Raw genomic sequence first — 20,974 nt, forward strand, 5'->3', positions numbered from 1 at the left:
ACCAAAGACCAAAGACCAAAGACCAAAGACCAAAGACCAAAGACCAAAGACCAAAGACCAAAGACCAAAGACCAAAGACCAAAGGCCAGCAGGCTAAACCCAAACTACACCCAGTCACGCCAAACCCGCAGCAGTCACAGAAAAACCGATTGAGTACGACCTAATCGCATCATCATTCTACTAAACCGATTAAGATAATAGTTTTTATCCGTTATCTTAATTTTAATCGAGTCGGTAATATGCTTCACATCGACAGGACGCAAGCAAATGTCCTCGTTATGAACTTAAGCCATCATCAACTAAATGGAAGCATAAAATGACTCAATCAATTATCAACAGCACAATCAAACCATTCAAAGCCACTGCATTCCACAATGGTGAGTTCGTTCCAGTAACTGAACAAGACCTGTTAGGTAAGTGGTCAGTCGTATTCTTCTACCCAGCAGATTTTACCTTTGTTTGCCCAACTGAATTAGGCGACATGGCGGATCACTACGAAAAACTGCAAGGTATGGGCGTTGAAGTTTACTCAGTATCAACTGACACACACTTCACTCACAAAGCATGGCATGACACGTCAGACACCATCAAGAAGATCAACTTCCCAATGCTGGCTGACCCAACAGGCACTATCAGCCGTAACTTCGGCGTGATGATTGAAGAAGACGGTTTAGCACTGCGTGGTACTTTCGTGATTAACCCAGAAGGCCAAATCAAGGTCAGCGAAGTTCACGATTTAGGCATCGGCCGTAGCGCTCAAGAGCTAGTTCGTAAAATTCAAGCTGCTCAATATGTTGCTACTCACGATGGCGAAGTTTGCCCAGCTAAATGGCAACCAGGTGACGAAACATTAGCACCGTCTTTAGACCTCGTTGGCAAAATCTAATTTAGTCTGCAAAGCGTCAACCCCGCCAGTCTAGCGTCCTAAGCTGATTGGCGTTACAGCCGACACAGTTGTAGCGCCACGCAGCAAAGGATTAAGCCCGCCCCTGCAAGGGCCTAGACTGGCCCCCTTTTTCTCCCTTTTACGCGATTTTGGAGTCATCACATGTTAGATGCGAATTTAAAAAATCAACTGCAAACCTATCTGCAAAACCTCAAGAGACCAGTTGAACTTGTCGTGTCTGCAGATGAGAGTAGAAAGTCTCAAGAATTAAAAAGCTTAGCGCAAGATATTGTCAGCCTATCTTCTCTGGTGAGCCTGAAAGAAGTTCAGGGCGAACGCATCCCGGCGATGACAGTGGTTAACCCAGAGCTTAATACGCAAATCAGCTTTGCTGGTCTGCCTATGGGTCACGAATTTACCTCACTCGTGCTGGCATTACTGCACACGGGTGGACACCCAATCAAACTCAGCGATGATATTATTGAGCAGATCCGCAATCTGCCAGGCAAATATGCCTTTGAAACTTACGTCTCACTGACCTGCCAAAACTGCCCAGACGTAGTACAGGCACTGAACATGATGGCGGCCATTAACCCGAATATCACCAACGTGATGATCGACGGTGCCCTGTTCCAAGAAGAAGTGACCAGCAAAAACATTATGGCTGTGCCTTCTGTCTACTTAAATGGCGAAGTGTTTGCAGCCGGCCGTATCAGCATTGGCGAGATCCTCAATAAACTGGATACCAATGCCGCAAGCCGTAAGGCCGATGAAATTAATGAAAAAGCGCCATTCGAAGTCTTAGTCGTTGGCGGCGGCCCAGCCGGCGCAGCAGCAGCCATTTATGCAGCACGTAAAGGACTTCGCACCGGTATTGTTGCCGACAAGTTTGGCGGACAAGTGGCTGAAACCGTCGGTATCGAGAACTTTATTTCGGTCAAAGCGACCGAAGGTCCAAAACTAGTGGCAAACCTTGAAGCCCATGTACGAGACTACGAAGTTGACATCATGGACAACCAAAAAGCTGTGTCGTTATCAACAGATGGCTTGTTCGAGCTTGAACTGGCAAGCGGCGCTAAATTACGTAGCCGTACCGTATTGTTAGCCACAGGTGCCCGCTGGCGTGAAATGAACGTCCCCGGCGAGAAAGAATACCGTGGCAAAGGCGTCGCATACTGCCCACATTGTGATGGCCCGTTATTTAAGGGCAAGCGTGTGGCGGTGATCGGCGGCGGTAACTCAGGTATCGAAGCGGCTATCGATCTTGCGAACATAGTAGAACATGTGACTGTGCTGGAATTTGATAAAACCCTGCGCGCTGACGATGTACTGCAACGTAAAGCGGCTTCTATGGGTAACATTAAAATCATTACCCAAGCTATGACCACTGAAGTCACTGGCGATGGTACTCGGGTTAATGGTCTGAACTACACAGACAGAACCACTGGCGAGAGTCACCATGTCGCACTTGCAGGTATCTTCGTGCAGATTGGGCTAGTACCGAATGCGGAATGGTTAAAGGGCACGATCGATTTAACCCCAAGGGGCGAGATCATAGTCGATGAGCGCGGACAAACCTCAGTCCCAGGTATTTTTGCCGCAGGTGATGTCACTAACTCACCTTTCAAGCAAATTATCATTGCCATGGGCAGCGGCGCGACCGCATCACTGGGTGCATTTGATTACTTAATTCGCCACAGCGATGAAGAAACCGCCGCGACCAAAGCAGCTTAAGGCTTAACTCGTCAACAGACATCAAAGCTAACGCAAAAAAATAGCCAGCATTTGCTGGCTATTTTTTTATGTTAACTAAGGCATTGATAAGGCTTAGCAGGCCTAATTTGCATGAGCATTTCAGGGATATCGACCGCTTTAAATCCAAACTGGGCGTAGAGTCCATGGGCATCGCGGGTGGCTAACATTATCCGTCTTAAACCTTGTAATTCAGGATGTTCAAGAATCGCTGTTATCATCAACTTACTTAAACCTAAGCCGCGGTGCGACTCAAGTACAAACACATCGGCAAGATAGGCAAAAGTGGCTTTATCTGTGATTAAGCGGCCAAAAGCCACTTGTTGATTGTCCTTATCAAATACCCCAAAACACAGGCTATTGGCTAACGCTTTTTGTAGCAGCGCCTTTGGCATGCCCTGCGCCCAATAACTATTACTAATAAAGCCATGGATAACCTCAAGATTCATTTCAGCTTGATCTGTACTGACTCTGTATCCTGTTTCCTGCTGCATTTTCCTTTCTCCGAAATTTTCCGTTAACGTCAGTTCAGATGTTATTGGCACTCATAAATATCATAAATGCCATCGCTAATAACACCACTTTAGCTAACGAATACAAAGCCCCCGCTAAAGTGCCACCGCCATGATAACTAAAGGCTAAATGGCGATTGATTTCATACTTAAAGGATTTAGCTAAATAACGGTAAGCGAGAAAGTAAAACAAGGAGGCTGCGGGCCAAATCCCCATAAGTAGCATTTGCCCCTGAGCCTTAGTGGTGAGTAAGGTTGAGATAAACGGTACACTTAAGCAGATAACATATATCCAAGCAAAACGCTTAAGTAGCTGGCGAATTTTTTTATCGGATAATGATTTCAACTTAACTCCTTGTCATCAGAAGCTTACATAGCTTCGATTTGCTCAATCATAAGTTGCAGCGAAAAATTGCCGCGATACTCATTCACATCGAGTTTATACACAATACGGGCATGATTAATCGTCGCATCTGGCCAAGTGTGCAAATCCACATTAAAGGCAATGGCATCGAGCATCACAGTGCCGCATTGGGTTTCGAGTACGAGCTTAAGGTGCCGCTCACCGACAAGACGTTGTTGCACTATCGTAAAGTAACCATCGAATAACGGCTCTTCGAAAGCTTGTCCCCAAGGCCCTGCATTGCGCAGTAACTGAGCCATTTCAAGATTCAACTCTGCGGGAGTGAGCTCGCCATCGGACCAAAGCTCACCCGTTAACAACTCAGGTTTAAGCTGCTCACGCACCGCATCATCATAGGCTTTGGCAAATGTCGCAAAACTGCCCGCTTTGAGCGATAAACCCGCCGCCATTGCATGACCACCAAATTTGATAATCAGTCCCGGATGGCGAGTGTTCACTAACTCCAATAAGTCGCGCATATGCAAGCCTTTGATCGAACGCGCCGAGCCTTTAATTTCACCATTGCCCGCATCGGCAAAGGCAATCACGGGTCTATGGTATTTGTCTTTAATGCGCGAGGCCAAAATCCCGATCACGCCTTGATGCCAATCCTCTTGAAATAAAGCAATCCCCCAAGGTAACTCGGCTTCGTTAAGCTTTAAGTGCTCTAGGCTTTTTAAGGCTTCCTGCTGCATGCCGACTTCCAGCTCACGACGTTCTTGATTCAATCCGTCAAGCTCTGCCGCCATGCGCCGTGCATACATCATGTCTTCGCAGAGTAAGGTTTCAACCCCAAGTGCCATTTCATCTAGTCGCCCTGCGGCATTCAGTCTAGGGCCCACGGCAAAACCAAAGTCAGATGCGACAATGCGCGCCGGATTTCGCTTCGCCACTTCAAGCAACGCAGTAATCCCCACACGGCAACGCCCGGCTCGCACGCGCTGCAAACCTGCTTCAACCAAAATACGATTATTGGCATCGAGTGACACCACATCGGCAACGGTGCCAAGGGCAACGATATCGAGTAATGTGCCTAAATTAGGCTCAGAAATACCATGGGTTTGATACCAGTTTCGCGTCCGTAATTCAGCCCTTAATGCGGTCATCAAATAAAAGGCCACGCCGACACCCGCTATCGATTTACTGGCAAATGGACAGCCCGGTTGGTTAGGGTTCACTATCGCATCGGCAGCGGGTAACTCATGGCCGGGTAAATGATGGTCGGTAATCACCACTTGCATACCAAAGGCTTTGGCCGCCGCAACACCGTCAATTGATGAAATACCATTATCAACTGTGATGAGTAGCTCAGCCTGTTTGGAAGCCGCAACTGCAACAATTTCAGGGCTTAAGCCGTAGCCGTAATCGAAGCGATTGGGGATCAAATAATCCACTCTCACCGAGCCCATCATCCGCAGCGCCAACATACACACACTGGTCGATGTGGCGCCGTCTGCGTCAAAGTCACCCACGATCAAAATCGACTTATTAGCCTGCATTGCATCGGCGATAAGCGCCGCGGCTTCGGGCAACCCTTTCATGGTTTCAGGTCTTAATAGACCCTTAAGGACAAGCTCGCATTCGTGGGTTAGCGCACCACGGCGAGCGTAAAGCTGTTTCAATAGCGGCGAAAGATGAGCGGGTAAATGGCTATCATCAACGGTTGGGCGACGGACTATCTTATGGATCAAGGGACTCAAACTCTCATGAAATCGTGGCAATAAGATAACAAAAAGGTGAGCCTTAAGCTCACCTTTCGTGGGATAAATTTTACATTTTAGGCTGTTACTGACGTGCCTCTAAGGTGCGTAATAAGTCTTCAGGCGGTTGATAACCAGGGATCATATTGCCATCTTCTAATACGATTGCAGGCGTACCATTAACACCAAAGGTTGTACCTAAAGCATATTGCTCAGCAATTTTAGCATCACATGTTGCCGCGGCAACTTTGCTGCCCGCTTTAGCATCAGTCATGGCTTTTAATGGATCTTTAGCACACCAGATAGCTTGCATCTCATCGGCATTAGCTGACGGCACACCCGCGCGCGGGAAGGCTAAGTAACGCACTGTAATACCAAGTTTATTGTAGTCAGACATTTGGCTATGCAATTTACGGCAATAACCACAGCTAACATCGGTAAATACAGTGACCACGTGTTTTTCGTTTTTCGCTTTATAGACAAGCATATTCTCTTCAAGCGGCTTCATCATTTCTAAACGCGGACCCGCTAATGCGGCTTCGGTTAAGTTTTTCATGCCCTTATCGATATCATACACACTACCGTGGAATAGTTTTGAACCATCACGGCTAATATAGAGCACGCCGCGGTTGGTCATAGCTTGATACAAGCCCTCAATTGGTGAGTCCTGCATAGAAATGACTTCAACATCTAACATCTCACCGAGTTTTTGCTTAATCGCAGCGGTATCGGGAGACGTCGCAGTGGCAGCGCTGGCAAGTGGTGCAACTAGGAGGGCAAAAACTAATGATAACGCTGGGGTCAACTTCATGGGACATCCTATAAATTGTGTCACTACAACGAGATATTGGGGCCGTTCTAACTCGAGATATTCAATAGACCCTGTATAGGGGCAAAAAGTTACAGACAAGCCGCGCGGAAAGCAAATTTATGCTGTAACTAAATCCTTTTTTAGCCTCTAGGATGATGCTGTTGATGCAATTCCTGCAATCTTGCCCGTGCGACATGGGTATAAATCTGCGTGGTCGATAAGTCGCTGTGACCTAATAACAGTTGGACAACCCGCAGATCGGCACCGTGATTGAGCAAATGAGTGGCAAAAGCATGTCGTAAAGTGTGCGGTGATAATGCAGTTTCAATCCCCGCACGCAGAGCATAAAGTTTAATCCGATGCCAAAAAGTTTGCCGCGTCATCATCTGCCCGCGTTTCGACGGAAATACCACATCAGATTGTTTATTACCGAGCAACTCTTGGCGAGCAAATTTCATGTAGCCCTCCACTTCGGTAATAGCCAATTCCCCCAGCGGCACAAGACGCTCTTTGCCACCCTTGCCCACAATACGTACTAAGCCTTGGCGCAAACTCATTTGCTCCATGGTCAAGCCGACAAGTTCACTCACCCTGAGGCCAGTTGCATACAAAAGCTCTAGCATTGCCTTGTCACGGCATTCGACGGCATCATCCACATTGGGCTCAGACAGTAAACGGTCAACCTGCGACTCACTCAGAGAATCCGGCAAATGACGCGTTAACTTAGGCGACTCGACTAAGGCCATAGGATCGGCTGAAATTTGCTTAGTCTGCACCAAATAAGTATAGAAACGCCGTAAGCTGCTGAGCAGCCGAGCGCTACTGGTACGCGCAAAATTCTGCTCAACTCTAAAGGCCAGATATGCCCTAACATCGGCCTGAGAAACCGCAAGTAACGTCACGCCTTGCTGACCTTGATAACGATCAAAATGGCGTAGATCGGTACGATAGGCCGATAGCGTGTTATCACTCAGTCCCTTGCTTGACCAAAGATCATCAAGAAAAGCATCGATAAGTGGATCTGGCATATAGGTTTTAGGCACAAATACTCCATAAAAAAACGGCGTAATCAAATGATACGCCGTTGATATTAATTTAAATATGTCTAAGCCTGCATAAGCTTAACTGAGTTAAGCATAAAGACGAGAACTCAAATGCAAAGCCTAGGCTGCAGCCGTTTGACCACGGCCACGACCGAATACTAAACACAGTGCAATCGTCGCAATGGTCGGCAATAACCAAGCCATACCTTCTTCATAGAGTGGCAGCTTAGATAACACTGGAGACATAACATTCACTATATGGATAAAAACCTGTGCTAAGCCATTCATGGCTTGACCATCAGCGTCAGTCAAACTTTTCGCAGCCACTTTAAGACCATCGAAGATGCCGAAAAACAGTGCCACGCTCAGTACTGCACGATGTGCAAACTGTGGATTCGCAAAATAAGCGGTCAGGAAAGTCACAACAACAAGAGCAATAGCCACAGGATAAATCGTCATTAATACGGGAATACTAATAGCAATCAACTGACTTAGGCCCACGTTCGCAATCACAGCGCATATCAAGCTTAAAAAGATCACGAGGAAACGGTAAGACAGTTTAGGCATCAGCTCATTAAAGAACTCAGAACACGCACTCACCAGCCCAACCGCAGTGGTTAAACAAGCTAAAGTCACGACTGATGACAACAAGACTGAGCCTAGTTCCCCAAACTCGCGGGTCACGTAATTTGTTAATATTTCGCCACCATTTTTAGTGCCGATAGCGATATCGCCGGCGGTTGCACCTAAAAAGAACAAGGACACATACACAAAAGTTAAACCAGCGGCGGCAATAAAGGCTGCACGGATTAGATACTTAGTTTGATCACTGGGTTGGTCAATGCCCTTTTTACGCAGGATATCAATAATCAACATACCAAACATCAAGGATGCTAACGTATCCATAGTGTTATAGCCTTCCAAAATACCTTTGGTCAGCGGATGCTGTTGGTAATCCCCCACAGCTTGGCCCACTTCGGATGCAGGTAAAAACAGCACGGAAACTGCTAATCCGACCAACAAAATCAATAAAATAGGTGTTAATACTTTACCTACGCTATCGAGCAACTTACCTGGGAAAAGCGCCAGCAACATAGTGACAGCGAAGAAACCTAATGTGTATAGCAGTTGCGTCAGGTTTAATTCTAAACTGCCCAGCAAAAACGTTGCCGTGGTGTCATCGATAAATGGCTTAGCGCCAATCTCGTAAGCCACTAATCCCGTACGCGGCGCAGCAAAAGCGGGGCCGATAATAATGTAAATCGCGACGGCCAATGTCGTTGCTGCAAATACTGGCAGCATAGCCATAACCTTACCTTGAGCCTTAGCGACAGCAATCAGTCCAACTAAAGGTAAACCTACGGCGGTAATCAAAAAACCCAACATGGCGAGGGGCATATTTTCGCCCGCTAACATACCCGCGAATGGTGGAAAAATTAGGTTTCCCGCACCTAAAAAGAACGCAAAGGTCATAAAACCTAAGCCTAATGTATCTCCGATACTCATCTGATTGTCTTGCACTGGAAGCCCCATCTTGTCTTATTGTTTTTTTACAAACTTAAGTGATTATGTGTCGATTAGCCATAGCTAAAACAAAGCCCATCCGGAGTGCAAATCTATGTTTACACAATTCCGTGGTAAATATGTTCGATATCTGCCGAGTTTATAAACGATGGCGAACGTTTATGTAGCCTAACTGACGACTAATTCACCAACAAACTCGTTTACCTATCCGTTAATCTTAAAAGTGATTAAAAATGGGGGCGAAACTAATACCAGACTTAAAGCATCAATACAAGACAACAAGTCCGTTCAGGCAAAAAAAACGAAATAATGCTAATTAACTGCTAATAAAAGGTTTCTAAGGCAATAAATTAAAGCGTTAATTAAGTGAAATCAGTATCACCACGTAAAATAGTAAATGATTTGGCGACACAAATTCATACAGCTAGGACAGATGCGACTGTTTAAAAACATTAGCTAAAAATGAGGGCTAGAATTAGAATATTGCGCGCCCAATATTGGGCCTAAATCACTTTAGAACGGCAAAATTAACTCCCCATGGCATTCACTTTTAAACAATTTCATATCGATGACATGAATTGCGGCATGGCCGTAGGCACAGACAGCGTCGTCCTTGGGGCATGGGCACAACTGACCACCGCGAAATCAATCTTAGATATAGGCGCAGGCAGCGGCTTACTCAGTTTAATGGCCGCTCAGCGCAGTCAAGCACATATCACCAGTGTCGAATTAGACACCAATGCCGCCCATGCTTGCCAACATAACTTCCACAATAGTCCTTGGGCTAATCGACTGACCTTAGTTAATTGCAGCATCCAAGACTTTTGCCAACAAACTGAGTATCAAGGGTATTTTGAACACATAATTTGTAATCCCCCCTATTTTGAGCAAGGCACGCAAGCGATACAATCCCAGCGCGCTATGGCCCGTCACACAGATAGCTTAAGCTTTACCGCACTACTCGATGCCATTCATGTGTGCCTAGCACCACAAGGAAAAGCAAGTCTCATATTACCAATGCAGTGTATGGCCCGTTTCGACGAAATCTTAGCGCACTCTCAGCTCAATTTGATTGAAATAACCAACCTTATCAGCATTGTAGGAAAAAGCGCTAATCGAGTACTCTGCGTACTCGCCCACAAGACTCATCCACAAATGGCTCCAAAGCTCAGTGATATCACTATTCGTGAACGTTCAGGCCAATACACACAAACCATGGTGCAATTGGTTCGAGATTTTTACCTTAAATACTGATATCGAGTCCAATCCTGACACATTAAGTAAAGCTATCTAAGTTTGGCAAATTTAACGAAAGGTCCAATTTCCCACAAATTAAATGCTAATACATTGACCTAAAAGTAATTAACTTATGCCAATTACCATAAAACTTTACTGACTCAGAAGATAAACACAGGAGATCTAGATAAGTTATTTAAGTTAACCGCCATAACCTTTATAATGCTTCGCTATTATCCGTCGAGACGCTGCGCATGCAATTTGAAGATTTCCAGCTTGACCCTAGCTTATTAGAGTCGCTTAATGCCATGGGGCATCATTCACCCACTACGATTCAGCAAGAAACGATTCCTTACGCCCTAGAGCAAAGAGATATTCTTGCGCGCGCCCCGACAGGAACAGGTAAAACAGCGAGCTTTTTACTGCCCTCGCTACAACATTTGATCGACTTCCCCCGTCGTTTTGCTGGACAAGCAAGAGTGCTAATCCTCACGCCAACCCGTGAGTTAGCCAGCCAAATCCACCGCTATGCGAGTCACCTAGCCACGGGCCAAGGTTTAGATATTGCTATCGTTACTGGCGGCGTTCCTTATGGACCACAGGAAGAAGCCTTAGCAGGCAACGTCGATATTCTGGTCGCGACCCCAGGCCGCCTGATGGAATATTTAGACAAAGGCAATTTCAACGCCCAAGAAGTCGATATCTTAATTATCGATGAAGCCGATCGCATGTTAGACATGGGCTTCTCTTCTGTGGTGCAAGCCATTGCTATTGAGGCCCAAGGCCGCAAGCAGAACATGCTGTTCTCTGCCACCTTAGAAGGCGGCGGTGTACAACGTTTTGCCCGTGAAGTGTTAAACGACCCGATTGAAATCGATGTTGAAGCCCCTCGCAGTGAAAAAGCCAAGATCCACCAATGGATCCACTTAGCCGATGATAAAGAGCATAAATTTGCGCTGTTGTGTCATCTGCTACGTCAAGAGGATGTCAAACGGACTATCGTATTTGTGAAAACCCGCGACATCGTTTCTAGCCTAGAAGGCCAGTTACTGAAAGTCGGTATTCCCTGCGCCTTTATGCGTGGCGATATGGAACAGAAGAAACGCTTCCAAGCCCTGAGTCGCTTTACTAAAGGTGAAGTCAATGTCTTGTTGGCGACCGATGTGGCTGCACGCGGTATCGATATCGACGATATCACCCATGTGATCAACTTCGATATGCCACGTTCTGCCGACACTTATATCCACCGCATTGGCCGTACTGGCCGCGCTGGCGCAAAAGGTACCGCGATTTCGCTTGCCGAAGCCCACGACATGCGTATCGTCGGTAAAATCGAGCGTTATATCGAGCAACCGTTGAAACGCCGCGTGATCGAAGAGCTGCGTCCAAAGAATAAAGAAGCGCGCACACCGGGTAAGAAAAAAGCCAAAGTGAAAGCGAAAGAAGCTGCGAAGAAAACGAGCAAGAAAGAAGCGGCAAAGAAAGCGAGTAAAATCGCCCGTAAGAAAAAGTAACACCCGCTTAAATTCACCAAACTAAAGCCGCTATATGCGGCTTTTTTATTACCAAAATATAACTTACATGGGTGATTTTACTAAAAATATCCTGCTATGTTTAATTATATAGAATGAAATGCGGCGAATTTAGAGCAGTTAACCCCAATGCGTATTCATTCTTATTTCAATATATTCCAATCACCTAACTGAACCTTTCATCACCTTTCTGCTCTAATTTTCGCCCAAATATCGATGCATGATGAGCATATCTGTCGCGGCATCACTTTTAGAAACATTTAATTTACAAAAATAAATTTATTGGTGTGGCCGACTCTGCTACTTTAACCCCATTACGCGATTAGCATGGATTTAACCATTATATGATGAAAACCCTACTGAGGAGACTGTCTCCTTTTCTTATTCTGCTGCTGTTTGTCTTTGGCGCAGCCTTATTAATGCAAACGAAGGAGGCGCCAGAACAAAAACCTGAAGAGATGCCCATTCCTATCGTTGATGTCACGCAAGTGACTCAGCAAACAGTATCGCTAAACTTACCTTCCTACGGCGTGGTTACCCCAAAGTATAAAACCCAACTCGTAACCGAAGTTCAAGGCAGAATGCTCACTATCTCCCCTCATTTTGTTGCAGGTGGCATAGTCATGAAAGGCGACCAATTAGCGCAAATCGAGCCCTCAGATTACGAGGCTGACTTAATGCAAGCCGAAGCGACGCTGGCCCAAGCCACCGCCGCACTGAACGAAGAAATAGCCCGTGGTGAAGTCGCTAAAATCGAATTCAAAGGCTACGACAAGGGCTTGCCCCCTGAGTTAGGTCTACGTATCCCGCAACTCAAAAAAGAACAAGCTAACGTAAAATATGCGCAGGCAGCACTGGCGCGTGCCCAACGTAACCTTGAGCGCACAGTTATTCGTGCGCCCTTTGACGGCATTATCAAAGTTAGAAATGTCGATTTAGGTCAATACGTTAGCTTAGGCACTAATCTAGGTGAGCTCTACGATACTCGCGTTGCCGAAATCCGCTTACCCATTTCTAATGATGATTTAGCCTATCTAGAGTCTGTCGATAATCCCGATACCCAAGTCACGCTTAGCGCCTCTTTGGCGGGCAAAGAAAATACTTGGGAAGGCAATATTATCCGCAGTGAAGGTGTTATCGATGCCGAAAATCGCATGGTGTATTTAGTCGCAGAAATCAAAGATCCCTATCTGCGCGCGAATAAAGTGCCAGGTAGCTTACCACTTAAATACGGTAGCTTCGTCAATGCAGTCATCAAGGGCCGCACTGTCGATGGCATAGTTAAATTACCCCGCCATGTGGTTCGTAACGACCAAGTCGCCCTAGTCAACGACAAAAATATCATTGAAATGCGCCAAGTAAATGTGGTTCGTAGTGATTTAGAAAATGTGTTCATCAAAGACAGTCTAAAAACGGGTGAACGCGTCGCTACGACCCACTTCAACAGTATGGCAAATGGGCAAATGGTCAAAATCTTAGGTGAAGCGGCATTGCCTACTGAGACACCAAAAGAAAATACTCCTGAATCGAGTCTTGCGGCCGCTGGAGTTAAATAATGGACACTCAAAAAGGGATCTTAGCTTGGTTCGCCCGCAACAGTGTGGCCGCGAACTTATTAATGTGTGTTCTACTCATCGGCGGCCTGTTCAGCAGTATTTTGATTAATAAAGAGGTTTTTCCTTCTTTCGAACTCAATTTATTAAATATTTCCGTCGCCTATCCAGGTGCGGCGCCACAGGAAATCGAAGAAGGCATCAACATCAAGATTGAAGAAGCCATCCAAGATATCAACGGCATCAAGAAAGTGACTTCTGTGGCTAGCGAAGGCGTTGGCTCGATTACCGTTGAAGTTGAAGACGGTTACGAAGTGCAGACCATTCTCGATGAAGCCAAACTGCGGTTAGATGCAATTTCAACCTTCCCAGTGAACATCGAAAAACCGAATATCTCTCAAATCAAACCTGAGAATAACGTCATTTGGGTGTCTGTTTATGGCGATATGACACTCCACGATATGAAAGAATTGGCTAAATCGGTTCGTGACGATTTAACCCAACTCCCCGCTGTAACCCGTGCGAAAGTCACAGGGGTGCGCGATTATGAAATCGGTATTGAAGTTTCTGAGAATAAGTTACGAGAGTACGGCTTGACCTTCTCACAAGTCGCATTAGCAGTGCAAAACTCCTCTTTAGACTTACCAGGTGGCTCTATTCGTGCTCAAGATGGCGATATTCTATTGCGCACCAAAGGCCAAGCCTACACGGGCGATGACTTTGCCAATATAGTCGTCACAACTCGCGCAGACGGTAGCCGCGTGATGCTGCCGCAAGTGGCGACCATCAAAGATGATTTTGAAGAACGTTTGGAATATACCCGCTTTAACGGCAAACCCGCTGCGATTATTGAAGTCACCAGCATTGATGATCAAAACGCCTTAGACATTGCAGACCAAGTTAAACAGTACGTAGAGCAGCGCCGCGCCACACTGCCAGCTAACGCTCAACTCGATACTTGGGGTGATATGACCCACTATCTCCAGGGCCGCTTAGACATGATGATGTCGAACATGTTTTACGGTGCCTTGTTGGTATTTATCATCTTAGCCATGTTCCTCGATCTGAAGTTAGCATTTTGGGTCATGATGGGAATACCCGTGTGTTTCCTCGGCACTATGTTGGTCATGCCGCTCGAACCTTTCTCGATGACGATCAACATGTTGACCCTATTCGCCTTTATCTTAGTGCTCGGAATAGTGGTGGATGATGCCATTGTCATCGGCGAGAGTGCCTACACAGAGGTCGAACGCCACGGTCACTCGGTTGAGAACGTGATCCGCGGTGCGCAAAAAGTGGCGATGCCCGCGACCTTCGGGGTATTAACCACAATTGCGGCATTTATTCCCATGTTAATGGTTTCTGGCCCTATGGGGATTATCTGGAAATCCATCGGTATGGTGGTCATCCTCTGTTTAGCCTTCTCACTGGTAGAGTCTAAGTTCATTCTGCCAGCGCATTTAGCGCACATGAAGTTTAAAAAACCTGGCGCACCAAAGGGATTCTTTGGCCACCTAAAAGCCAATTTTAACGACAGAGTGCAATACTTTATTCACCACAGTTATCGCAACTTCCTCGAGCGCTGTATCAAACACAGATACAACGTGGTCGCGGCCTTTATCGGTGTATTAATTTTGTCGATTGCCTTAGTCGCCAGTGGCAAAGTACGCTGGGTATTTTTCCCAGACATTCCCTCAGACTTTATTCAAGTTGAACTTGAGATGGATGAAGGCAGCTCCGAAGGTAACACCTTAAAAGTGGTACAGAGCATAGAAGAAGCCCTGTACAAGATGAACGAAAAAATGGAGAAAGATAACGGTTATCAAGTGGTGAAGCACAGCTTTATCAATATGAGCTCCCGTACCTCGGCCTTCATTTTTGCCGAACTGACGAAAGGTGAAGACCGGGAAGTCGATGGCGTGACGATTGCTGCCGCGTGGCGTGAACAATTGCCCGAGCTTTTGTCGGTTAAAAAACTCAGCTTTAACGCGAGCACCAACGATGCCGGTGGCGATATTTCCTTCAGATTGACCTCGAGTGACCTCGATGAGCTGTCCGCAGCCTCTAAAGAGTTGAAGCAAAAACTCGCCAGCTACGAAGGCGTGTACGATATTGCCGACAACTTTTCATCGGGCAGCCATGAAATTCGCCTGAAGATACGTCCAGAGGCAGAAGCCCTAGGCCTCACGCTTTCCGATTTAGCCCGCCAAGTGCGTTACGGTTTCTATGGTTATGAAGCCCAACGTATTTTACGTAATAAAGAAGAAATCAAGGTAATGGTGCGCTACCCATTAGAGCAACGTCGTACTGTGGGTTATCTTGAAAATATGCTGATCCGCACGCCAACGGGCACCTCGGTTCCCTTCTCGACCGTGGCACAAATTGAAAAAGGTGAATCCTACGCCTCAATTACCCGTGTTGACGGCAAGCGAGCGATTACCATCACGGCAAATGCTAACAAAAACATCGTTGAACCTTCAAAAGTAGTGCAAGAAATCCAAAAAGATTACCTGCCACAATTGCAGGCCAAGTACCCTAAAATCCAAACTGCACTGGACGGTGGCAGTTTGGATGAACAGAATGCCATGGTCGGTTTGATGCAAGGCTTCTTCTTTGCGCTGTTCACCATTTATGCTTTGATGGCCGTGCCACTTAAATCCTACAGTCAGCCGTTAATCATCATGTCTGTGATCCCCTTCGGGATTATCGGCGCCCTGTTTGGTCACTTAATTCAGGGACTCGCGATGAGTGTGTTAAGTCTCTGCGGCATAGTGGCATTAGCGGGAGTGGTGGTGAACGACTCCTTGATTTTGGTGGACTTTGTGAACCGTGCGCGGGAGCAAGGGCAGTCGGTCAGACAGGCGGCGGTCGATTCAGGCTGTTATCGTTTTAGGGCGATCATCCTGACGTCACTCACCACCTTCGTCGGCTTAGTGCCTATTATTCTCGAGCGTAGTTTGCAGGCGCAAATAGTGATCCCTATGGCGACATCCCTCGCCTTCGGTATCCTGTTCTCGACCCTTGTGACGCTAATTTTAGTGCCCTTGCTGTACATCATACTGGACGACGTTAAGCGCACTAGCAGCCGCTTCTTCAATTGGTGGTGGCAGCCTAAAAAAGACCATGAAGTGGACTTTACACCTGAGCATTTAGAGCCGCCAGTCCCCACTGACTATAAAAAAGACTATCTATAGGAAGTTAACTAGAAGCAGTTAATCAATATCTTGAACCTTAAAAAGAGAGCTTAGGCTCTCTTTTTAATCCTCAGTGCGAGTCAATAACCTCTCAATCATCTATGTCATTTTGAGTCTGCCGCGAGTGGCTTGAGCTTTCAAGTTGCGATCTAGTTGACAGTTATCGCATCAGGCTTTCGCTACACTGTGTTTAAGTCGTCAGCTATCGTTAGAATGAAACCCATCATTATGTCTGAGCATCTGCACAAGCAAAATATTGATAAACCACAAGTTGTCACCACAGAAACCCTAGCGAACGGTCACATAACAGATGAAGTTTGCACAAATGAAACCTGTGCGACTGAAACGCTTGTCTATGATATTCGTCGCAGTCGCTACCTTAATATTACGGGTCGCTGCACCCTGCGCTGCGCGTTTTGTCCAAAACATAATGGCAGTAAACAGATCCACGAATATCAACTGGCACTGTGTCACCAACCTAAGCCCGAAGAAATTATTCCACTGCTTGGCGATGTTAAAGACTTCGAAGAATATGTGTTTTGTGGCTATGGCGAACCAACCTTAAATCTTCCAACCTTGCTGGCGGTGGCGAAAGAAATTAAACAAAGAGGCGGGCGAGTACGCATTAATACCGATGGTTTAGGTAATTTAGTCCATAGGCGCAATATTTTGCCGGAACTAGCCAACTGCGTTGATAGTTTATCCATTTCCCTCAATGCGGATAATGAAGCCGCCTATATGGAACATTGTCGCCCCAAACTCGCTGGTTCCTATTCTGCCGTACATGCCTTCATCGCATTAGCGCCACACTATATTGAAACGGTACAAGTTTCGGCCATCGAAGGATTAGCGGGGGTTGATATCGACATCTGTCGTGAACAAGTTGAGTCCTACGGCTGCGAATTCAAGCATCGCATATTAGGCGCCTTAGGCTAAACGGCATTCTAATACAGCCAAAATCGACTCAAACACCCAAGCAGATAACACTGTCGATTACGTGAGTGGTACATGTGTGAATCGTCTTAACTTTTACTCAAGGAATCTTGCTGAGTAACTTGGCACTGTCGTAACAATTCTTTCGTGTTAACATAGCGAAATTAACAGTTCACCCACTCATAATCGGTTCATGCTGAAGAATAACCCAAGCACGTATCCCGCTGCGCCACTGCTCTCTTTAACCCAAGGGATCTATTGGTCGCATCAACGCTTACTCGCTATTGCAAGCCAGCTTTCTATGCTGGTGATTGGCATGATTATTTTAACTCACTTAATCATTACGTTAGGTGAACGACGCCTGCAAGAAGAGTGGGCAACGCAAAGATACAGTGAACTGCAAACCATAGGCTCATTGATCGCAGATAAAGTGTCTTTTCAGCAATTTCGAACCCAAATTTTCGCCAATGGGGAACTGCTAAAACAATACTTAAGCAATCCTACCGCCAAGCAACAACTTAAATTGCAGGAAAACTGGCAAGATCTAGTAAAACATATTCCTGAGTTACTCGGCATTGCACTGTACGATCCCCAAGGTAACTATAAATTCTCAACTCCCCCTAATTTCAATAAAGATGCCTTACCACCGACCTTACTTGGAGCGAGTCGGAGCATGGGTGGCAAAGAAGTTTATACCTCACCGCTGGAATTTGTTCCGATAGACGGCATGCTTGAACCTTATATGTATCAAATGGCGTGGCTCGAGAAGCCCGATCAGAGTTCTATCGGTTATCTGGTGACATACAACTCTATGGTAAAAATGCTGGAGGCCATAAAACCAGCCTTTTCGAGCAATAAATCCCCTATGTTAGTGCTGGATACTCAGGGATTACTCTATGCTGGCGCTAGCGATCTCGCCCCTCTAAGCAATATGCCAGAGACCTTAGGAGCAAGTTTAAGACAGAGCTATCCGGCCCTGTGGCGCGATATGTCCATGAGCAACTTTGGACAATTCCACGGTGAAGAAGCCACTTTTGTTTACCTTAAAATCGAACTTACAGCCCAACCTGAGACTCACAGAGAATATTTTTTACTCTCCTATGTGCGCAACTCAGACATAGCTGCTCGTTTCTCACAATGGCAAAACATTGTCATTGTGGCATCGTTAATATTAACGGTTTTAGCCGCTTGGGTTGTACTACTCAGCCACATGTATCGCTTACAACAGCGTTCACGCCAATACAGTATTGATGTTGCTAATGGCTTATTTAATAGTGACATCGGCTTTATGATGGTCAACGAAAATGCCAGAGTCATCAGCGCCAATACTAAAGCGGCACAAGCGACCTTAGTACCATTAGATGAGCTGACAGACCGAAGCCTACAGCGTACCTTATGCCTCGATGATAAAACCTACACGGAGTTAATGGAGCAGGTACATAAAACAGGTCAATGGTCTGGTGAAATCAGTCTAGACAGTATTGATGGCCCTACGTTACGCGTTCATATCCGCCAAGCACCAAGGGCGAGCCGAGGCTCACCACATCTATTAATCACCCTTGAGGACATCAGTGAGTTAATCAGCAGCAAACAAAATGCTTTTCTCAGTGAGCTTTTATGCGATAACACAGTCGCGACAGCCCTCACTGATGCTAACGGTAAACTGATTAAAATCAATCCTGTATTCGATGCGCTAATGCAACTCAATGGCGATTTAAATCAAGATTTAGCGTCATTACTCGCGAATGATTTAGGCAATCAATGGCAGAGGATCAGCGCTCAGATAGCCATGCAAGGTCAGTGGCAAGGGCAAATTCTATGCTCACCTAAGCAAGCGCATTCCAATTGTTTGCAAGCCACCTTGAAGGGTCATGTGGCCGCCGATGGTGAGATTGATTATATCGTCTGCACTTTAGAGCAAGCCGCCGAGCGTGGTCGAGGCACAGAGAAGCGTAACCTTGTGCCCCATCGCAGTACTATTCTGCTGAATTTGGCAGATTTAGAACGTTACTTTAACTCTCTGCCGCCACCAAGCCGTCTCAGCTCAAGCTTACTGTTAATGGATATCAATCCAGAGGGCATGCTAAGCCACATGAGTGATATCGACCAACTGGCAAATCGTCAGCAAGAAATAGAAGTGCAATTATTGCTTGAAATTCCAGCTAATTATCAAATTCTGCATTGGCAGCTAGGGAAGCTCATTGTGATGTTACCTGACACAGACGCCACCCATGCGCACAACTTTGCCCTCAATATGATGGAAAAACTCAATGGTAATGGCTTAGGGGAAGGTATTAGTATTGGTATTGCGGGTTATCAAGAAGGCCAGACATTAGAGCAATATTTGAATAATGCCGAAATCGCCCTAAAACGGGCGAAGCAAAATAACGATCAGAATATCGGTCAGGCCTTTACTCGTCATCAATCGTAGATTCGGGTGCATTAACGGAGTCAGGCAACTGACTCTGGGTAATTTCTATGATTGCCGAGCGGTTCATGGTGATTTTATAGCGAATATACTGCGGGGCTTCGCGCCCATCTCGCAACACTAAAATCAGGTTGACTTGATAGCGCCGCTCAACCGATTCATAACTAATTTTGCCTTCAACTTCCTTATAAATCTTCGCTTTACCCCGTTCTAAATAACGGGCAAAAGGCACTAAGCTAAAGCTCACTTGCTCTTGAATAGTCGAATATCCCGCTTGGAATTCACTCTGATTCACCTTAGTAGCGATTTTATAGTGCAGAATTTCCGCATCGACCTTATTTTGGCTATGTCTGTGCTTTAGAATGTCACTGACTTTTTCGGGTAGATCTTGCTGACGCATAAACTCAAGCCATACCAACTGCTTAGCGATAACCGCCTGACTCGTAGTATCCCGTAAAATGCGGCTCCAACGTGGTCGACCCCGCTGAATAAATCGCCACATGGCATTGCGCACATCGTCCTTAAAGATTTCCCTGAAACCATAGATCACAGCCAAAGTCAGCACTAGTGCAATAGTAAAACCACTAAAGGCGCCCTGCGCTTGAATTATCAACGCAGACACCACCAACATCACTAACGCGGTCGCCAGTCCTGTCGTAAACTTTTTAAGGCCAATCCCTAAAGGCTTTAACTCTTCTTTGAGTACCACCCCTTGTTGAATTAAACGGCGCAATAACAACATCTTATTAGAGATACGGTTAGGATCTTGCTTAGTTTGCGCTGAGTTGTACTTATGCTCATCACGATAGGCACATTCATTACGGCAGAGCGTGAGTACCCGCTCTAAAATATCGTTGAAATCACTGGTACGAGTTGCATAAGCGAGCACTTTGAGTAACTGCTGCTCACAAAACCAAGACAAGTAGTTATCAGCATTTTCAAAGTAAGATTTCCATTTGGGATCACCTGGTTCGTTACGACGAAACTTTTTCAGCAACTGGGCAATTTGTTCGCGTAATTCGTCGAGGGCAAAATAAAAATGGGTTACATCTGTGATTTGATTGAGTTCTTTAACATCGTTTTCAACCGCAACCGCAAACTGATAGGCGAAGAGATTTAGGTACAATCTGAATTCTTCAACAGTACGGCGATTTAAACTGGCAAAACGCCCCTGCACCAGAGGTAAGTGCAAGCCTTCTGAATAGTATGAGCGACGTCCAACTATTGAGCTGTAGTAGTACTCTTCTTCATTGAGCGTGCGCGAGCCTATGCCCATTTCCTTAGGTAAAAAGAAATAGAGATCAAGCTGACGATTATCGCCCTTTTCCATCTGATGGCTGAACTTAATCGACAGGGATTCTTCTTGCTTCACACGTATCTTAGACACAACACCCTTTTCATGAATCCCTCACTGGAGACTCACCACAGTAATCACAAATCAATGAGCACTAATCTTAACTGAAATAA

At 46.0% G+C, this 20,974-nt stretch carries 15 protein-coding genes; 8 read left to right on the plus strand and 7 right to left on the minus strand.

Annotated elements, in window-relative coordinates; genetic code table 11:
• Nucleotides 1–316: 316 nt before the first annotated feature.
• Together ahpC and ahpF are read left to right on the plus strand one after the other, a co-directional pair.
• Entirely contained in the window at nucleotides 317–886 is a 570-nt protein-coding gene (ahpC, locus tag GWI56_RS10145) for an alkyl hydroperoxide reductase subunit C (RefSeq protein ID WP_105250080.1), read from the plus strand.
• Nucleotides 887–1,048: 162 nt separating this feature from the next.
• On the plus strand, nucleotides 1,049–2,620 hold the full coding sequence (gene ahpF / locus GWI56_RS10150) for an alkyl hydroperoxide reductase subunit F (protein ID WP_198572824.1): 1,572 nt from the start codon (nucleotides 1,049–1,051) through the stop codon (nucleotides 2,618–2,620).
• A gap of 71 nt (nucleotides 2,621–2,691) precedes the next feature.
• On the opposite strand, the gene GWI56_RS10155 is transcribed toward ahpF, so the two are convergent.
• The 6 genes from GWI56_RS10155 to brnQ all read right to left on the minus strand — a co-directional run bounded on the left by GWI56_RS10155 (nucleotide 2,692) and on the right by brnQ (nucleotide 8,640).
• On the minus strand, nucleotides 2,692–3,132 hold the full coding sequence (locus tag GWI56_RS10155; protein WP_198572825.1) for a GNAT family N-acetyltransferase: 441 nt from the start codon (nucleotides 3,130–3,132) through the stop codon (nucleotides 2,692–2,694).
• A gap of 34 nt (nucleotides 3,133–3,166) precedes the next feature.
• Entirely contained in the window at nucleotides 3,167–3,496 is a 330-nt protein-coding gene (locus GWI56_RS10160) for a hypothetical protein (RefSeq protein ID WP_198572826.1), read from the minus strand.
• A gap of 23 nt (nucleotides 3,497–3,519) precedes the next feature.
• Entirely contained in the window at nucleotides 3,520–5,244 is a 1,725-nt protein-coding gene (gene recJ, locus GWI56_RS10165; protein ID WP_198572827.1) for a single-stranded-DNA-specific exonuclease RecJ, read from the minus strand.
• Between the two features lie 94 nt (nucleotides 5,245–5,338).
• Nucleotides 5,339–6,064 (minus strand): bifunctional protein-disulfide isomerase/oxidoreductase DsbC, encoded by a 726-nt coding sequence (dsbC, locus tag GWI56_RS10170; protein WP_105250085.1) that lies wholly within the window; start codon nucleotides 6,062–6,064, stop codon nucleotides 5,339–5,341.
• A 140-nt stretch (nucleotides 6,065–6,204) separates the two neighbouring features.
• The gene (gene xerD / locus GWI56_RS10175; protein WP_105250086.1) at nucleotides 6,205–7,107 is read right to left on the minus strand and encodes a site-specific tyrosine recombinase XerD; all 903 of its coding nucleotides are present in this window, start codon (nucleotides 7,105–7,107) and stop codon (nucleotides 6,205–6,207) included.
• 120 nt (nucleotides 7,108–7,227) lie between these two features.
• Nucleotides 7,228–8,640 carry a branched-chain amino acid transport system II carrier protein gene (gene brnQ / locus GWI56_RS10180; protein WP_168824874.1) on the minus strand — a complete coding sequence of 471 codons (1,413 nt, stop codon included), beginning with the start codon at nucleotides 8,638–8,640 and terminating at the stop codon, nucleotides 7,228–7,230.
• 528 nt (nucleotides 8,641–9,168) lie between these two features.
• Here brnQ and GWI56_RS10185 point away from each other — a divergent pair.
• From GWI56_RS10185 to GWI56_RS10210, 6 genes are all read left to right on the plus strand, one after another.
• Nucleotides 9,169–9,885: a methyltransferase gene (locus GWI56_RS10185; protein ID WP_198572828.1), complete on the plus strand. Its 717-nt coding sequence runs from the start codon at nucleotides 9,169–9,171 to the stop codon at nucleotides 9,883–9,885.
• 236 nt (nucleotides 9,886–10,121) lie between these two features.
• Complete coding sequence (gene srmB, locus GWI56_RS10190) at nucleotides 10,122–11,381, plus strand: ATP-dependent RNA helicase SrmB (protein ID WP_105250089.1); 1,260 nt, start codon at nucleotides 10,122–10,124, stop codon at nucleotides 11,379–11,381.
• Nucleotides 11,382–11,743: 362 nt separating this feature from the next.
• The gene (locus GWI56_RS10195; protein ID WP_028761617.1) at nucleotides 11,744–12,955 is read left to right on the plus strand and encodes an efflux RND transporter periplasmic adaptor subunit; all 1,212 of its coding nucleotides are present in this window, start codon (nucleotides 11,744–11,746) and stop codon (nucleotides 12,953–12,955) included.
• Nucleotides 12,955–16,146: an efflux RND transporter permease subunit gene (locus GWI56_RS10200; RefSeq protein ID WP_198572829.1), complete on the plus strand. Its 3,192-nt coding sequence runs from the start codon at nucleotides 12,955–12,957 to the stop codon at nucleotides 16,144–16,146. Before GWI56_RS10195 ends, GWI56_RS10200 begins: the two co-directional genes overlap by 1 nt.
• A 228-nt stretch (nucleotides 16,147–16,374) precedes the next feature.
• Nucleotides 16,375–17,082 carry a TatD family nuclease-associated radical SAM protein gene (locus tag GWI56_RS10205; protein WP_173497324.1) on the plus strand — a complete coding sequence of 236 codons (708 nt, stop codon included), beginning with the start codon at nucleotides 16,375–16,377 and terminating at the stop codon, nucleotides 17,080–17,082.
• A gap of 190 nt (nucleotides 17,083–17,272) precedes the next feature.
• Entirely contained in the window at nucleotides 17,273–19,510 is a 2,238-nt protein-coding gene (locus GWI56_RS10210; RefSeq protein ID WP_173497323.1) for a PAS domain-containing protein, read from the plus strand.
• Here GWI56_RS10210 and GWI56_RS10215 read toward each other — a convergent pair.
• A complete protein-coding gene (locus tag GWI56_RS10215) occupies nucleotides 19,491–20,894 on the minus strand; it encodes a hypothetical protein (RefSeq protein WP_028761621.1) in 1,404 nt (467 codons plus the stop codon). The genes GWI56_RS10210 and GWI56_RS10215 overlap by 20 nt on opposite strands.
• Between the last annotated feature and the right edge of the window lie 80 nt (nucleotides 20,895–20,974).

Origin of the sequence: Shewanella sp. DW31, assembly GCF_015767295.1 — a bacterium.
GTDB classification, from domain to species: Bacteria; Pseudomonadota; Gammaproteobacteria; order Enterobacterales; family Shewanellaceae; genus Shewanella; species Shewanella oncorhynchi.